Annotated in this window: 15 protein-coding genes; 6 read left to right on the top strand and 9 right to left on the bottom strand. The window is 72.1% G+C overall.

Annotated elements, in window-relative coordinates; all coding sequences use genetic code 11:
- Window positions 1-70 precede the first annotated feature (70 nt).
- On the top strand, window positions 71-1,144 hold the full coding sequence (gene mnmA, locus Q7T52_RS20125; RefSeq protein ID WP_304805337.1) for a tRNA 2-thiouridine(34) synthase MnmA: 1,074 nt from the start codon (window positions 71-73) through the stop codon (window positions 1,142-1,144).
- Window positions 1,141-2,133, top strand: a complete 993-nt coding sequence (locus tag Q7T52_RS20120) for a methionine synthase (protein ID WP_304805335.1) — start codon at window positions 1,141-1,143, stop codon at window positions 2,131-2,133. Before mnmA ends, Q7T52_RS20120 begins: the two co-directional genes overlap by 4 nt.
- Before the next feature lie 35 nt (window positions 2,134-2,168).
- On the opposite strand, the gene Q7T52_RS20115 is transcribed toward Q7T52_RS20120, so the two are convergent.
- From Q7T52_RS20115 to Q7T52_RS20095, 5 genes are all read right to left on the bottom strand, one after another.
- Complete coding sequence (locus Q7T52_RS20115) at window positions 2,169-3,821, bottom strand: MFS transporter (protein ID WP_304805334.1); 1,653 nt, start codon at window positions 3,819-3,821, stop codon at window positions 2,169-2,171.
- Complete coding sequence (locus Q7T52_RS20110; protein ID WP_304805333.1) at window positions 3,818-4,456, bottom strand: TetR/AcrR family transcriptional regulator; 639 nt, start codon at window positions 4,454-4,456, stop codon at window positions 3,818-3,820. The genes Q7T52_RS20115 and Q7T52_RS20110 overlap by 4 nt, the downstream gene beginning before the upstream one ends.
- 154 nt (window positions 4,457-4,610) lie before the next feature.
- Window positions 4,611-6,227 carry an MFS transporter gene (locus Q7T52_RS20105; RefSeq protein WP_304805332.1) on the bottom strand — a complete coding sequence of 539 codons (1,617 nt, stop codon included), beginning with the start codon at window positions 6,225-6,227 and terminating at the stop codon, window positions 4,611-4,613.
- Complete coding sequence (locus Q7T52_RS20100) at window positions 6,224-6,874, bottom strand: TetR/AcrR family transcriptional regulator (protein ID WP_304805331.1); 651 nt, start codon at window positions 6,872-6,874, stop codon at window positions 6,224-6,226. Before Q7T52_RS20100 ends, Q7T52_RS20105 begins: the two co-directional genes overlap by 4 nt.
- A 136-nt stretch (window positions 6,875-7,010) precedes the next feature.
- The gene (locus tag Q7T52_RS20095) at window positions 7,011-7,652 is read right to left on the bottom strand and encodes an alpha/beta hydrolase (RefSeq protein WP_304805330.1); all 642 of its coding nucleotides are present in this window, start codon (window positions 7,650-7,652) and stop codon (window positions 7,011-7,013) included.
- 81 nt (window positions 7,653-7,733) lie between these two features.
- On the opposite strand from Q7T52_RS20095, the gene ligA reads away from it, so the two are divergent.
- Together ligA and Q7T52_RS20085 are read left to right on the top strand one after the other, a co-directional pair.
- Entirely contained in the window at window positions 7,734-9,881 is a 2,148-nt protein-coding gene (ligA, locus tag Q7T52_RS20090) for an NAD-dependent DNA ligase LigA (RefSeq protein WP_304805329.1), read from the top strand.
- A 42-nt stretch (window positions 9,882-9,923) separates the two neighbouring features.
- Window positions 9,924-10,319: a hypothetical protein gene (locus Q7T52_RS20085; protein WP_304805328.1), complete on the top strand. Its 396-nt coding sequence runs from the start codon at window positions 9,924-9,926 to the stop codon at window positions 10,317-10,319.
- A gap of 19 nt (window positions 10,320-10,338) precedes the next feature.
- Here the strand turns inward: Q7T52_RS20085 and Q7T52_RS20080 are convergent, their stop codons facing one another.
- On the bottom strand, window positions 10,339-10,629 hold the full coding sequence (locus Q7T52_RS20080) for a DUF1540 domain-containing protein (RefSeq protein WP_304805327.1): 291 nt from the start codon (window positions 10,627-10,629) through the stop codon (window positions 10,339-10,341).
- Window positions 10,630-10,742: 113 nt separating this feature from the next.
- On the opposite strand from Q7T52_RS20080, the gene Q7T52_RS20075 reads away from it, so the two are divergent.
- Window positions 10,743-11,255: a MarR family winged helix-turn-helix transcriptional regulator gene (locus Q7T52_RS20075; protein ID WP_304805326.1), complete on the top strand. Its 513-nt coding sequence runs from the start codon at window positions 10,743-10,745 to the stop codon at window positions 11,253-11,255.
- Between the two features lie 323 nt (window positions 11,256-11,578).
- On the opposite strand, the gene Q7T52_RS20070 is transcribed toward Q7T52_RS20075, so the two are convergent.
- On the bottom strand, window positions 11,579-12,442 hold the full coding sequence (locus Q7T52_RS20070; RefSeq protein WP_304805325.1) for a 3-hydroxybutyryl-CoA dehydrogenase: 864 nt from the start codon (window positions 12,440-12,442) through the stop codon (window positions 11,579-11,581).
- 1 nt (window position 12,443) lies between these two features.
- Window positions 12,444-13,604 (bottom strand): acyl-CoA dehydrogenase family protein, encoded by a 1,161-nt coding sequence (locus tag Q7T52_RS20065; protein ID WP_304805324.1) that lies wholly within the window; start codon window positions 13,602-13,604, stop codon window positions 12,444-12,446.
- A 73-nt stretch (window positions 13,605-13,677) separates the two neighbouring features.
- Between Q7T52_RS20065 and Q7T52_RS20060 the strand changes: the two genes are divergently transcribed.
- Window positions 13,678-14,334, top strand: a complete 657-nt coding sequence (locus Q7T52_RS20060) for a TetR/AcrR family transcriptional regulator (RefSeq protein WP_304805323.1) — start codon at window positions 13,678-13,680, stop codon at window positions 14,332-14,334.
- 84 nt (window positions 14,335-14,418) lie between these two features.
- On the opposite strand, the gene wrbA is transcribed toward Q7T52_RS20060, so the two are convergent.
- Window positions 14,419-15,012: an NAD(P)H:quinone oxidoreductase gene (gene wrbA / locus Q7T52_RS20055; RefSeq protein ID WP_304805322.1), complete on the bottom strand. Its 594-nt coding sequence runs from the start codon at window positions 15,010-15,012 to the stop codon at window positions 14,419-14,421.
- Between the last annotated feature and the right edge of the window lie 7 nt (window positions 15,013-15,019).

The raw sequence follows: 15,019 nt of genomic DNA, 5'->3' as shown, positions 1-15,019 counted from the left end.
GGTCCCTGAGGTGGGCGCCGCCGCTGGCCCGGAGGGCCCCACCGGCGCCCCTCGAAGGGTGCTGGCCGCCATGTCCGGCGGCGTCGACTCCGCCGTCGCCGCGGCCCGCGCGGCCGAGGCCGGCCACGACGTCACCGGCATCCACCTCGCCCTGTCACGCAACCCCGCGTCCTACCGCTCCGGCGCCCGCGGCTGCTGCACCATCGAGGACAGCAACGACGCCCGGCGCGCGGCCGACGTCATCGGCATCCCGTTCTACGTCTGGGACCTCTCCGAACAGTTCCACGAGGAGGTGGTCGAGGACTTCATGGACGAGTACGCCGCCGGCCGCACCCCCAACCCCTGCCTGCGCTGCAACGAGAAGATCAAGTTCGCCGCCGTCCTCGAGCGCGGCCTGGCGCTCGGCTACGACGCCGTCGCGACCGGCCACTACGCCCAGCTCACCACCGGGACCGACGGTCTCGTCGAGATGCACCGCGCCGTCGACGACGGCAAGGACCAGTCCTACGTGCTCGGGGTCCTCGACCAGCGCCAGCTCGCCCACTCGCTCTTCCCGCTCGGCGGCTCGACCAAGGTCGACGTCCGCGCCGAGGCCGCTCGACGCGGGCTCCTCGTGGCCGACAAGCCCGACAGCCACGACATCTGCTTCGTCGCCGACGGCGACAACGCGGGCTGGCTGCGCGACAAGCTCGGCGACCGTGCGCCCAACCACGGTGGGCCGATCGTCGACGACGCGACGGGCGAGGAGCTCGGACGCCACGACGGCACCTACGGCTTCACCATCGGCCAGCGCAAGGGCCTGCGGATCGGCCGGCCGGCGCCCGACGGCAAGCCTCGCTTCGTCCTCGACATCGAGCCGGTCTCGGGCACGGTGACCGTCGGGCCCCACGAGCGCCTGGCCGTACGACGCCTCACCGGCATCCGCCCGCGCTGGTGCGGCAGCGTGCCGGGCCGCGTCGACGGCACGGTCCAGCTGAGGGCCCACGGGCGTGAGCTGCCCGCGACGGTCGTCGTGGGGGAGCGCGGGGCCGGCGTCGACATCGAGCTGCACGAGCCGGCCTACGGCATCGCGCCCGGGCAGGCCGCCGTCGTCTACGACGGCACGCGCGTCGTCGGCTCCGCGACCATCGCGACCGCTCGGTGACGATCGCCACCGGCGTCGGGTCGATGCCCGGCGACGACCTCGCCGACGTCCAGGGGCTCGTGCTCGACGAGCTCGCCGACGGCGTGCCCCACCTCGTCGAGCTGCCCGGCCGCGGCATCCACTCCGGCATGGTCGGCCGCACGCTCGCGCTGGTGACCACCATCGGCGTCGACCTGCAGCCGGCGGGCTGGCGGCTCACCGACGCCGGCGGTCTCGACCAGCGCCGCTCGCAGAGCCGGCTGGCCCAGGACCTCGACGTCCTCGAGGAGCTCGCTCAGGACTGGACCGGCGCCTTCAAGGTGCAGGTCGCCGGACCGTGGACCCTCGCCGCCACCGTCGAGAAGCCGCGCGGTGACAAGGTCGTCAGCGACCACGGCGCCCGCCGCGACCTCGCCCAGGCGCTGGCCGAGGGGGTGCGCGACCACGTGCGCGACCTCCGTCGGCGCGTGCGCGACGCCGAGTCGCTCGTCGTCCAGGTCGACGAGCCCGCGCTGGCCGCGGTCGCCGGAGGCGGGGTGCGCACCGCGTCCGGCTTCGGGCGGCACCGCGTCGTCCACCCGCCCGAGATCACCGAGCACCTCGGGTGGGTGCTCGAGGCGATCACCGCCGAGGGCGCCGTGCCGTGGGTCCACTCGTGCGCGCCCGAGACCCCGCTCGACCTGCTGCGCCGGGCCGGCGCCCAGGGCCTCGTCGTCGACCTGTCCGTCATGGACGCCGGCGACCACGACGTCCTCGGGACCGCGCTCGAGGCGGGGGAGACCGTCGTCCTCGGCGTCGTGCCCTCGCTCGACCCGGGCCGCCCCGGCGACGTCACCGACACCGGTCTCGTCGACACCGTCGTGCGGTGGCTCGACATGCTCGGCCTCGACCCCGACGTCGTCGGCCCCCACCTCGGCGTCGCCTCGTCCTGCGGTACGGCGGGCGCGTCGGCCGCGTGGGCGCGGCAGGCGCTGGTGCTGGCACGACGGACGGCCGGCCACCTCCCCTAGGGGGTCGACCGGCCGCCGTCACTCGGCTGAGCGACTCAGCCCAGGTGGGCCCCCTCGGGGCCGTCGGTGGCGAGCTCGTCGTGCTTGACGCGCAGCTGGGTGAAGACGACCACCGACGCGGCGAGCATCATCGCGGCACCGACGAGGAACGCGTTGGTGGCGCCGTCGGTGAACGTCGCCTGGAAGACCGCGCCGTCGAGGAACGTCATGTCGGTGCCCGGGATGGTGGCGCCGGCCTGGTCGCCCAGGCCCTGGGCGAGCGGCCCGGCGACCTCGTCGGTACGGCTGTTGACGGCCGAGAGGGCGACGGTGCCGAGCAGGGCCAGGCCGAGCGCGCCGCCGACCTGCTGCATCGTGTTGAGGACGCCGGACCCGATGCCGCTGTCCTCGGTGCGGAGGTGGTGGACGGCGGTCAGGGTCAGCGGCACGAAGGTCAGGCCCATGCCGACCGACATCGTCACGATGTAGGGGAAGATGTGGGCCCAGTAGTTGACGTCGGCGCCCACCGCGCCGCCCGCACCGAGCGCCTGGAGGACCGACGCCGGCCCGTCGTCGACGCTGATGCGCGAGAACATGAAGAGCGAGAACGCGGCGAGCAGCGTGCCGAACCCCGACAGCCAGCGCGGGTCGACGCGGCTGATGAGGTTGGACGACAGGCCTGCGCCGACGACGATGCCGAACGAGAACGGCAGGAACGCGAAGCCGGCGCGCAGCGACGAGTAGCCCATGACCTGCTGGATGAAGAGGCTCAAGAAGTAGAACATCGCGAACATCGCGGCCGGGGCCAGCATCATGGCGACGAAGCTGGTCGCGCGGGTGCGGTTCTGGAGGATGCGGATCGGCAGCAGCGGGTGCGCGACGCGCGACTCGATGAGGGCGAACGCCACGAGCAGGGCGATGCCGGCCGCGAGGGCGCCGAGGGTGCCGGGGTCGCCCCAGCCGTACTGCTCCTCGCCGGCGCGGGTCAGGCCGTAGACCAGGCCGAGCAGGCCGAGGGTGCCCGTGATCGCACCGGGGACGTCGAGCTGACCGGGGTGCGACTCCGACTCGCGCAGGAAGCGGGGCGCGAGCAGGGCGGCCACGAGGCCGATGGGCACGTTGATGAGGAAGGTCAGGCGCCAACCGCTCAGGTCGACCCCGAAGAACGAGTCGAGACCGGTGAGCCAGCCACCCAGGATGAGGCCGACCGCGGCGCCGGCTCCCGACATGGCGGCGTAGACGGCGAAGGCGCGGTTGCGTGCCGGGCCGGCCGGGAACGTCGTGGTGATCAGCGCCAGGGCGGCGGGCCCGGCCATCGCGGCGCCGAGGCCCTGGAGGGCGCGCGAGCTGAGCAGCATGGCCTCGTTCTGCGCGAGACCCCCGATGGCGGAGGCGACCGCGAAGACGATCAGGCCGGTCATGAACAGGCGCCGGCGTCCGTAGAGGTCGCCGAGCCGGCCGCCGAGGAGCAGCAGGCCCCCGAAGGCCAGGGCGTAGCCGGTGACGATCCAGGTGAGGTTGGCGCCCGTGATGTCGAGGTCGCTGCCGATGTAGGGGAGGGCGATGTTGGTGATGGTGCCGTCGAGCACCACCATCAGCTGCGCGATCGAGATCAGGACGAGGGCCCACCCGAGGTGGAGGTCCTTGCCGTCGGTGGGCTGGTCGTCGGCGCCCGCGGCCTCGGCCGGGGACTTGGAGACGTCGGTCATGTGGGGTCCTTCGGGTCGTGGGAGTGACGGGGCCCGACGGCGACGGCGGGCAGGATGATCTGGTCGATGACGCGCTCGATCGAGCCGGCGTCGGCGACCTCGCCCATCAGGAACTGGCGGTGCAGGACGATGCCCGGCAGGGCCGGCACGACGATGTCGAGGTCGACGTCGTCACGGATCTCGCCGCGCTCGAGGGCTCGCTCGAAGACGCCGAGGCTGAGTGCGGCCTTGGGGCCGATGAACTGCGAGCGGAACGCGGCCGCGAACTGCTGGTCGCGACCGATGGCGGTGATGACGCTGCCGAGGATCACCAGCTGGCGCTCGTCGGTCAGCCCGCCCATGCCGCAGAACATGGCGATCAGGTCACCGCGCAGGGTGCCGGTGTCGGGCACCTCGTGGGGCTCCTTCATGCTGCACAGCGCGTCGATGACGAGGGCCGGCTTGGTGCTCCAGCGGCGGTAGAGCGTGGCCTTGGAGGCGCGGGCGCTGGCGGCGACCGCGTCCATGGTGAGCCGGTCGTAGCCGACGTCGGCGAGGACGTCGAGAGTGGCGTCGAGGATCTGCTGCTCGCGGTCGCCCTCGACGCGGGGGCGGGTGCCGGCCTCGCTCGCTGGGCTGCCCACGGCGGGAGTCATGGTGGCGACCTCCTCGATGGAACGGTTCCGTTCCGTCAGACAGTACGGATGCGTACCGTCGTCGGCAACCCCTTTCCCGGACCCCGCCTACGACGGACGGCCGGCCGCCTCCCCGGTGAGGGGAGGCGACCGGCCGTCGCGGGGTGGGTCGGTGTCAGCCGACGTGCACCGGGGCGCCACCCTCGGGGCCGTCGGTGGCCAGCTCGGTGTGCTTTACGTTGAGGAACGTCCAAATCGCGGCAGAGCCGATCGCGATCAGCACGGCGCCCACCAGGAACGCGGCGGTCGCGCCCTCGGTGAAGGAGCCGATGTAGGCCAGGCCCCTGGCCGCCTCGGGCTCGAGGCCCTGGGCGGTGAGGTCGCGGACCAGGTCGCTCTTGGTGCCGTCGGCGAAGTGCAGCGAGACGGTGCCGAGGATGGCCAGGCCGAGCGCGCCACCGACCTGCTGCATGGTGTTGAGCACGCCGGAGCCGATGCCGGAGTCCTCGGTGCGGAGGTGGTGCACCGCGGTCAGGGTGAGCGGCACGAAGACCGCACCCATGCCGACCGACATCAGGACGATGAACGGGAAGATCGAGGTCCAGTAGTTGACGTCGGCGCCGAGGTAGCTGCCGTTGCCCAGGGCGAGCAGGTCGGCCGTGCCGGTGGGCACGGACAGCCGCGAAAAGCCGAACAGCGCAGCGGCTGCCATCAGCGTGCCGACACCGGCGATGAAGCGCGGGTCGATCCGGTTGATCAGGTTGGACGAGACGCCCGCGCCGAGCACGATGCCGAACGAGAACGGCAGGAACGCGAAGCCGGTGTGCAGCGGGCTGTAGCCCACGACGAGCTGGATGAAGAGGCTGAGGAAGTAGAACATCGCGAACATCGCTGCCGGCACGAGCGCCATCACCAGGAAGCTGGTGGCACGGGTGCGGTTGGCGAACACGCGGACGGGGAGCAGCGGGTGCGAGACGCGCGACTCGATCACCGCGAAGGCGGCGAGCAGGATGATGCCGGCGGCCAGCGACGCGAGGGTCCAGGTGTCGCCCCAGCCGTGGGCCTCCTCGCCGGCACGGCTGAAGCCGTAGACGAGGCCGAGCAGGCCGAGGGTGCCGGTGATCGCGCCGGGGACGTCGAGCTCACCGGGGTGCGACTCGGACTCCCGCAGGAAGCGCGGGGCGAGGAAGGCGGCGATGAGGCCGATCGGGACGTTGATGAGGAACGTCAGGCGCCAGCCCTCGAGCCCGACGACGTCGTCGAGGCCGGTGAGCCAGCCACCGAGGATGAGGCCCACGGCCGCACCGGCACCGGACATGGCGGCGTATACCGCGAAGGCGCGGTTGCGGGCCGGGCCGGCCGGGAACGTCGTGGTGATCAGCGCGAGGGCGGCGGGCGAGGCGAGAGCGGCGCCGAGGCCCTGGAGGCCACGCGAGGCGAGCAGCATGGCCTCGTTCTGCGCGAACCCGCCGATGAAGCTGGCCACCGCGAACACGGCCAGGCCGATCATGAACACCCGGCGGCGTCCGTAGAGGTCACCGAGGCGGCCGCCGAGCAGCAGCAGGCCACCGAAGGCCAGGGCGTAGCCCGTGACGATCCAGGTGAGGTTGGCGTCGTTGATGTCGAGGTCGTTGCCGATGAAGGGCAGGGCGATGTTGGCGATGGAGGCGTCGAGCACCACCATGAGCTGGGCCATCGAGATCAGCACGAGCGCCCACCCGAGGTGGAGCTCCTTGCGTTCTCCGACGGTGTCGTCCGGGGCCACGGCCTCGGACTTGGAGAGGTCGGTCATGAGTATTCCTTCGGGTTCTGGTCGGTACGGGCTGCCACGGCGGCGACGGCGGGCAGGATGATCTGGTCGAGGACCTGGGTGATGTAGTCGGCGTCGGGCGGGGTGCCGAGCAGGAACTGGCGGTGCAGCACGATCCCCGGGAGCGCGCTGCCGATGAGGGCCACGTCGACCTCGGGAGAGATCTCGCCGCGCTCCTTCGCACGGTCGAAGATCACCTGGGTGAGCGCGACCTTGGGGCCGATGAAGTCGCGGTGGAACGCCTCCGCGAAGTCGGCGTCCCGGGAGATCGCGGTCATGACGCTCGCCAGGATCGCGACCTGGCGGGTGTCGGTGAGGCCGCCCATGCCGCAGTAGGTGCCGAGCAGGTCACCGCGCAGGGTGCCCGTGTCGGGCACCGACATCGGCTCCTTCTCGGACAGCAGGGCGTCGATGACGAGGGCCGGCTTGGTGCTCCAGCGGCGGTAGAGCGTGGCCTTGGAGGCGCGGGCGCTGGCGGCGACCGCGTCCATGGTGAGCCGGTCGTAGCCGACGTCGGCGAGGACGTCGAGGGTGGCGTCGAGGATCTGCTGCTCGCGATCGCCCTCGACGCGGGGTCGGGTGACGGCCTCGGTGCCCGTGATGGCCGACGTACCGACTGCTGGGGTCATGGGGGATGTGCCCTTCGTCACTGATGGAACGGAACCGTTTCGTTCCATCAAGAGAGTACGGATCCGTTCCATTCCCGACGACTCAAGAAAGTTCAGAAAAACTTCTCAGCCCGCCGTCAGCGGCTGCTCCGGCGTGTCAGACCAGGAGCGAGAGGCACGCGGTGCCGGCGACGGCGTTCCACCGGGGGACGCGGCGCAGCATGTAGTGACCGACCCGGCCCATGTCGCGGAACGCGACCTCGGACGCGACGGCCTCGGCGCGGCGCAGGTAGGCGCGCGTCGCACGGGCCGAGGTGATCTTGTCGGTCCGGCCGTGGGCGGCCAGCACCCGCTTGTCGCGCAGCGCGTCGACCGGGTCGTCGGGCATCCACCAGGGGGCGAGGCCGACCACGCCGACGACCGAGGGGTCGTCGGCGACGTACGCCGCCGTGCGGGCGCCCATCGAGTGCCCGAGCAGCACGACCGGGACCTCGCCGAGCTCCCGGCGTACCTCGTCGAGCGCCCAGCGGGCGTCGACCACGGGCGCGCCGCCGTTCCAGCCGCGGACGCGGTAGCGCAGGAGCCAGGTGCCGACCCCCTGGGCGTGCAGGTCGGGGGTGATGGCCCGCTGCATCGCCGCCATCCGCTTCCACGAGGCGCTGCGGCCGTCGACGGGCTGCCGGCTGGACTGCTTGCCGCCGTGCAGGACGAGCACGAGCGCGCGCTGCTGCTCGGCGTCGAGACGGACGAACGACTCGTGGCTCGATCCGAGGTCGTCGGGTGGAGGGGTCTCAGGCACGTCTGCGGGTTCGGAGGCGGCGGGTCGCCTGGATGGGTGAGGCTCCTCACGACTGTCGGTGGCGAACGGCAAGATGGAGCCGTGCCCGACCCGACACCCACCCCGGCGACCGACGAGGCCCGCGAGGAGCACCGCACCCTCAGCGAGCAGGTCGAGGACGCCCGCTGGCGCTACTACGTGCTCGACGACCCGACCCTCGACGACGCCGACTTCGACCGGCGGCTGCGTCGGCTCGAGGCGCTCGAGGACGAGTTCCCCGAGCTCCGCACCCCCGACTCGCCGACCCAGACCGTCGGAGGAGCGGTGTCGACCGAGTTCACCGCCGTCGACCACCTGACGCGCATGGAGAGCCTCGACAACGCGTTCTCCTACGACGAGCTCGCCTCGTGGCACGCGCGGCTGGCCCGCGACGGCATCGACTCGCCCGCGCTGCTGTGCGAGCTCAAGGTCGACGGGCTCGCGATCAACCTCCTCTACGAGAAGGGCCGCCTCGTGCGCGCCCTCACGCGCGGCGACGGCCGCACCGGCGAGGACGTCACGCCCAACGTCAAGACCATCGGCTCGATCCCGCACCGGCTCACGCCCGACGGCGACTACCCGGTGCCCGACCTGGTCGAGGTCCGTGGCGAGGTGTTCCTGCCCGGCACGGCGTTCGAGCGGCTCAACGCCTCGATGGTCGACGCCGGCAAGCCGATGTTCGCCAACCCGCGCAACGCCGCCGCCGGCTCGCTGCGCCAGAAGGACCCGCGGGTCACCGCGACCCGGGCGCTGGGGATGGTCTGCCACGGCATCGGGGCCCGCCAGGGGTTCGAGCCGACGGCGCAGTCCGACGCCTACGCCGCCCTCGCCACCTGGGGCCTGCCGACGTCCGACCACGTCAAGGTGCTGCCGACGCTCGAGGAGGTCCAGGGGTTCATCGAGAACGCGGGCGAGCACCGCCACGACATCGCGCCCTACGAGATCGACGGCGTCGTGGTCAAGGTCGACGACGTGTCGCTCCAGCGGCGCCTGGGGTCGACGAGCCGGGCGCCCCGCTGGGCGATCGCCTTCAAGTACCCGCCCGAGGAGGTCAACGCCAAGCTCCTCGCCATCCGGGTCAACGTCGGCCGCACGGGCCGTGCCACGCCCTACGGCGTCATGGAGCCGACCCTCGTGGCCGGGTCGACGGTCGAGAACGCGACGCTCCACAACGCCCACGAGGTCAAGCGCAAGGACGTACGACCCGGCGACACCGTGGTCCTGCGCAAGGCCGGTGACGTGATCCCCGAGATCGTCGGGCCGGTGCTGCCGCTGCGACCCAAGGGCCTGCGCCCCTGGCGGATGCCGACCAGGTGCCCCGCGTGCAAGACCCCCCTCGCCCAGCAGAAGGAGGGCGACAAGGACCTCCGGTGTCCCAATCACGAGCTCTGCCCCGCGCAGGTGCGCGAGCGCGTCTTCCACGTCGCCGGCCGCGGCGCGTTCGACATCGAGGGTCTCGGCTACGAGGCGGCCGTGGCGCTGCTCGACGCCGGTGTGATCGCCAACGAGGGCGACCTCTTCGCGCTCACCGAGGCGCAGCTCAAGCAGACGCCGCTCTTCACCCGGGCGCCCAAGAAGGGCGAGGAGGGCCCGCAGCTCTCGGCCAACGGTCAGCGTCTGCTGGCCAACCTCGGCCGGGCCAAGCAGGTCCCGCTGTGGCGTGTCCTGGTCGCCCTGTCCATCCGCCACGTGGGGCCGACCGCGGCCCGGGCGCTGGCCCAGGAGTTCGGCTCGATGGCGGCCATCCGCGGCGCGACCGAGGAGAGCCTCGCGGCCGCCGAGGGCGTCGGTCCCACCATCGCGGCCGCCGTCATCGAGTGGTTCACGGAGCCCTGGCACGTCCAGATCGTCGACACCTGGGAGCGCGACGACGTCTCGCTCGAGGACGAGCGTGACGAGTCGGTGCCCCGCACCCTCGAGGGTCTGAGCATCGTCGTCACCGGGTCGCTGGTCGACTACAGCCGCGACTCGGCCAAGGAGGCGATCCTCGCCCGCGGCGGCAAGGCCGCCGGCTCGGTGTCCAAGAAGACCGACTTCGTCGTGGTCGGCGACAACGCCGGCAGCAAGGCCGACAAGGCCGAGCAGCTAGGGGTCACGATCCTCGACGAGGACGGCTTCAAGGCCCTGCTGGCCGACGGGCCGCCGCCGGCGCCCGCGGAGGGGGCCGAGGAGGAGGCCGACGACATGGGCGACGACACCGACGGGGACTGATCGCGGTTGACGGCGCCGCGCGGTCGGCGCACGATCGGCGCCATGACCTCGACCCCGTGTGTGCTCGGACCGCTCGTCGTGCTCGTGCTGGCCGTCGGTGGTCTCACGACGACCGCCGCTCCCGCAGAGGCGGCGCCCGGACGTCACTTCCGCACGGTGGTCTCGGTCAACGGCGCCAAGCTCGCGGCTTGCCGCGTGCCGACCTCGTCGGGGTCCCGGGTCTTCGGCCGCGTCAACGCGCGGCGGGCCACCACTCGCACGACTGGCTACCTGGCCTCGGCCAGCGCGACCCGCACGTGGTCCCGCGTACGCCGGGGCAGCGTCTCCGCGACCAAGTCGCTCGCGGTCGCGCGCGGCGGCACCGTGCTCTTCACCCTCAACGGGCCGGGCTCGTCGAGCTCGGCGGAGGTCGACGTCGCCGAGCTCCGCCGCTGCTGACCCCGATCCTCGGTGGGTGTCAGCCGGCGGCGCTGTAGGTGAGGCAGTCGGCGACGTCGGCGCCCGCACCGATCTCGACGCTCTCGGCCCCGCACTCGAGCGCCGAGTTGTGGACGCAGTCGCTGCGGTGGCACGCGCCGACCTGGCCGGTGGCGTCGACGCCGGCCTTGGCGGCCTCGTCGACGTAGGTGCCACAGGCGCTGGTCGCGCCCGTGATGGTGATCGCGGCCGCGTGGCAGTCGTGGTCGTGGTTGTAGGAGCACCCCTCGGCGCTGCAGGTGCTGACGAGCGGCAGGTTCATGGTGGTCATGGGGCCACGGTGCCCCTACTCGCGAGCCTCGTCCAGGCCGGCAAGCCTCACCTAAGGGCGTGCCGGCGGTCAGGACGAGCGAGGTCGTGCGCGAGCGCCCTACGATGCGGCCGGTGAGCACCCCCGCCGTACCCGGTCGCGACCCGATCGCCGAGGCCCGCCGCCAGTGGCGCGCACACGGGTGGGACGAGGCGTCCGAGGGCATGGCCGCGGTCACCTCGGTGATGCGGGCCCAGCAGCTGCTGCTGACCCAGATCGACGCCCTGCTGCGGCCGTTCAACCTGACGTTCGCCCGGTTCGAGCTGCTGCGGCTGCTCAGCTTCGCCTCGGAGCAGCGGATGACGATGCTCCGCGCGGGCCACCGCCTGCAGGTGCACCCGACGTCCCTGACCAGCCTGGCCGGGCGGCTCAAGGAGGACGGGCTCGTCGAGCGGGTCGTCAACCCCGACGACGGCCGCTCCGGGATCCTCGTGCTGCTGCCGCCTGGCCTCGAGCTCGTCGAGCGGGCGACCGCGGTCCTCAACGAGGAGGTCTTCGAGCAGGTCGGTCTCAGCCCCGACGACATCGCGACCCTCGTCGACGTCCTCGGCCGCTTCCGCGCCGCCCGCGGCGACTTCGGCGCCTGAGCTCTCGCTGACCCGTCGCGTTTGTGCGACGGGTCAGCGGTTACCTGTCGCGTTGACGCGACGGGGGGCGGGTGGCCGCGCGCGTAGGAGACGCGTGCCGGCGGTTCGTGAGCCACCGTCCCGGGCGATCAGATCCGCCACTTCGGTGGCTGACGCACCGCCGGCGTGGGCCGGGGAATCGGCGAGGTGAGGTTCTAGGACGAATCTCCCGGTTCTGTGCCGAAGCTTCGTACGAGAACCGGGAGAGACGTCAGACAAGCGTGACGAGTGGGACACGTGAGGGCTGTCCGCGCGTGGACGAGGGCGCGGCGGCGCCGGTGGTGTCAGCGGTCGTAGGTGTAGAAGCCGCGGCCGGTCTTGCGACCCAGGAGGCCGGCGTCGACCATGCGGGCGAGCAGCGGCGGGGCGGCGTAGAGCGGCTCCTTGAACTCCTCGTAGAGCGACTCGGCCACGGCCTTGGTCGTGTCGAGGCCGATCAGGTCGGCCAGCGCGAGCGGGCCCTGCGGGTGGGCGGCGCCGAGCACGAGGCCGCGGTCGATGTCCTCGGCCGTCGCGAAGCCCGACTCGAGCATCCGGATCGCCGAGAGGATGAACGGGATGAGCAGGGCGTTGACGACGAAACCGGCGCGGTCCTGGCAGTCGATCGCCTTCTTGCTCAGCGAGCCCTCGACCCAGGTGCGGGCGCGGGCGGTGGTGTCGTCGGAGGTCAGCAGCGACGGGACGAGCTCGACCAGCTGGAGCACCGGGACCGGGTTGAAGAAGTGGATGCCGATGACCTGCTGCGGACGGCTGGTGACCACGCCGAGCTTCATGATCGGGATCGACGAGGTGTTGGAGGCGAGGATCGCGTCCGGCGACGTCACGATGCCGTCCAGGGCGCGGAAGAGCTCGACCTTGGCGGCCTCGTTCTCGACGATCGCCTCGACGACGACGTCACGGTCGGCCATCGCGCCCAGGTCGGTCTCGACCCGGATGCGCGCCAGGACGTCGGCGGCCGTCACGCCGCCGGCGCCGTCGAGCTTGCCCTTGGCCTCGGCCCGCTGCAGCGACTTCTCGAGCCGGCCGACGGCGGTCTTCGCCGCCGCGTCGGACGACTCGACCACCACGACGTCGAGCCCGGCTCGCGCGCAGACCTCCGCGATCCCGGCGCCCATCAGGCCGCCGCCGACCACACCTACGGTGTCCACGTCAGCGTCCCAGGACCTGGCGGGCCATGACCAGGCGCTGGACCTGGTTGGTGCCCTCGTAGATCTGGGTGATCTTGGCGTCGCGCATCATCCGCTCGGCCGGGAAGTCCTGGGTGTAGCCCGAGCCGCCGAGCAGCTGGACGGCGTCGACGGTGACGGCCATGGCGGTGTCGGAGGCGAGGCACTTGGCGGCGGCGCCGAAGAACGGCAGGTCGGGGTCGTTGCGCTCGGACTTGGCTGCGGCGACGTAGACCATCTGGCGTGCGGCCTCGAGCTTCATCGCCATGTCGGCGAGCATGAACTGGATGCCCTGGAAGTCGGCGATCCGCTTGCCGAACTGGCGGCGCTCCTTGACGTAGTCGACCGCGAGGTCGAGCGCGCCCTGGGCGATGCCGACGGCCTGGGCGCCGATGGTGACGCGGGTGTGGTCGAGGGTGCGCAACGCGAGCGGAAGGCCGGTGCCGGGCTCGCCGATGATGCGGTCGGCCGGGATGCGTACGCCGTCGAGCAGCAGCTCACGGGTGGGGGAGCCCTTGATGCCGAGCTTGCGCTCCTTGGCCCCGAACGTGAAGCCCGGGTCGCCCTTCTCGACGACGAACGCGCTGATGCCCTTGCCGCGCCCGGCGTCGGGGTCGGTGACGGCGAGCACGGTGTAGAACTCCGAGACGCCGGCGTTGGTGATCCACGACTTCTGGCCGGTCAGCACCCACTCGTCGCCGTCGCGCACCGCGCGGGTCTTCATCGAGGCGGTGTCGGAGCCGGCGTCGCGCTCGGATAGCCCGTAGGAGAAGCCCTCGCCGTGGGCGAGCCGGGGGAGGTAACGCTGCTTGAGCTCCTCGCTGCCGCCGAGGATGAGGGGGAGGCTGCCGAGCTTGTTGACGGCCGGGATGAGGGAGGACGACGCACAGCCGCGCGCCACCTCCTCGATGACGATGCAGGTGGCGAGCGCGTCGGCGCCCACCCCGTCGTACTGCTCCGGCACGTGGGGGGCGTGGAAGTCGGAGGCGACCAGCGCGTCGTGCGCGGCCTGCGGGTAGGTCGCGGACTCGTCGACCTCGGCGGCGTAGGGCGTCACCTTGTCGGCCACCAGGTCGCGCACCGCGGCGCGCAGCTCCTCGTGGTCGTCGCTGGTGCGGAACAGGTCGAACTGCGCGCCGGTCATCTTCATCGCCCCTGAAACTCGGTATCGTTCTGGTGAAACCCAGTCTCACATGTCAGGGCGGAGAACCCAACCCATGAGCACCTCGCGCGAGCGGATGGTCGAGGCGGCGTTCGCCCTCTTCGACGAGCAGGGGTACGACGCCACGACGGTCGACCAGATCGTCGACCGGGCCGGGGTGAGCCGGTCGACGTTCTTCCGGGCCTTCGGCGCCAAGGAGGACGTGATCTTCCCGCGCCACGAGGACCTCCAGGCCCGGATCGCGGCGCGCCTGACGACGGGGACGCCGCAGTCCTACCGCGTGGCGCTGCGCGAGGCGGCCGGACTGGTGCTGACGCAGTACCTCGAGGAGGGGCAGCTCGCGCTGAGCCGCTACCGGCTGACCCGGACCGTGCCGGCGCTCCGCGACCGGGAGATCGCGAGCATGCTCGGCTACCAACGACTCTTCCGCGAGCACGCGCGGGCCTGGCTCGCCGAGCTCGGCGGCCCCGACGTCGACCTGCACGCCGAGCTGCTCGCGGCCTCGGTCGTCACCGCGCACAACGTCGTGCTGCGCCGGTGGCTGCGCGGCGAGACCGACGACCCGTGGCACGAGTTCGACGATGCGATGTCGAGCGTGCTCACCGCCGCCCCCGGCCCCCAGGCGACCTCGGGCACCACGGTCGTCGTCCTGCGCTCCGGCCAGGACCTCGACGACGTCCTCCCCGCCCTCCGCAACGCCCTGCGGGACTGAAGATCCTCCCGAAATGACGCTGACCCGTCGTAGATCTACGACGGGTCAGCGTTCTCTGGGACTGGGAGCAGGAAGACCTACGGGTCAGGCGGCGAGCTTGCCGGCGACCTTGAGGACGCGGGTGACGAGGTGGTCGAGGGCGGCGTTGTCGGTGTCGTCGAGGTCGCCGCCACCGCCGGTGACCTTGCCGACGCCGTAGGGGTTGCCGTCGGAGAACTTGATCGAGTCGGTGTAGCCGGGCGGGACGATGATGCCGCCGAAGTGGGCGTAGGTCGTGTGCATCGCCTCGAGCGTCGTCTCCTGGCCGCCGTGGAGAGTCGAGCTCGAGGTGAACGCGGCATAGACCTTGTCGGCGAGCTTGCCCTCCTGCCACAGCGGGCCGAGGGTGTCGATGTAGGACTGCAGCTGGCTGGTCACGTGGCCGTAGCGGGTCGGCGAGCCGAAGATCGCGGCGTCGGCCCAGTCGAGGTCGTCGGGCTCGGCGGTCGGCTGGTCGGCGACGGACGCGGCGTGGGCGGCCCAGCCGTCGACGCTCTGCACGACCTCGTCGGGGGCGGTCTCGCGCACCCGCCGCAGCCGTACCTCGGCTCCGAGGTTCTCGGCGGTCGTGGCGAGGCGGTCGGCCATCGCGTGGGTCGAGCCGAAGCCCGAGTAGTAGATGATCGCGAGCTTTGTCATGCCTCGA

Origin of the sequence: Nocardioides sp. (assembly GCF_030655615.1) — a bacterium.
Lineage (GTDB): Bacteria > Actinomycetota > Actinomycetes > Propionibacteriales > Nocardioidaceae > Nocardioides.
The sequence above is the reverse complement of the archived record's forward strand: the minus strand, read 5'-3'. Positions and strand labels throughout refer to the sequence as shown.

Bases quoted from the DNA above. Each gene is read 5' to 3' on its own strand.
- Q7T52_RS20065 (WP_304805324.1), bottom strand. From the start codon at position 13,604: ATGACCGGCGCGCAGTTCGACCTGTTCCGCACCAGCGACGACCACGAG.
- Q7T52_RS20085 (WP_304805328.1), top strand. From the start codon at position 9,924: ATGACCTCGACCCCGTGTGTGCTCGGACCGCTCGTCGTGCTCGTGCTG.
- Q7T52_RS20105 (WP_304805332.1), bottom strand. From the start codon at position 6,227: ATGACCGACCTCTCCAAGTCCGAGGCCGTGGCCCCGGACGACACCGTC.
- mnmA (WP_304805337.1), top strand. From the start codon at position 71: ATGTCCGGCGGCGTCGACTCCGCCGTCGCCGCGGCCCGCGCGGCCGAG.
- Q7T52_RS20100 (WP_304805331.1), bottom strand. From the start codon at position 6,874: ATGACCCCAGCAGTCGGTACGTCGGCCATCACGGGCACCGAGGCCGTC.
- Q7T52_RS20110 (WP_304805333.1), bottom strand. From the start codon at position 4,456: ATGACTCCCGCCGTGGGCAGCCCAGCGAGCGAGGCCGGCACCCGCCCC.
- Q7T52_RS20060 (WP_304805323.1), top strand. From the start codon at position 13,678: ATGAGCACCTCGCGCGAGCGGATGGTCGAGGCGGCGTTCGCCCTCTTC.
- Q7T52_RS20115 (WP_304805334.1), bottom strand. From the start codon at position 3,821: ATGACCGACGTCTCCAAGTCCCCGGCCGAGGCCGCGGGCGCCGACGAC.
- Q7T52_RS20080 (WP_304805327.1), bottom strand. From the start codon at position 10,629: ATGACCACCATGAACCTGCCGCTCGTCAGCACCTGCAGCGCCGAGGGG.
- wrbA (WP_304805322.1), bottom strand. From the start codon at position 15,012: ATGACAAAGCTCGCGATCATCTACTACTCGGGCTTCGGCTCGACCCAC.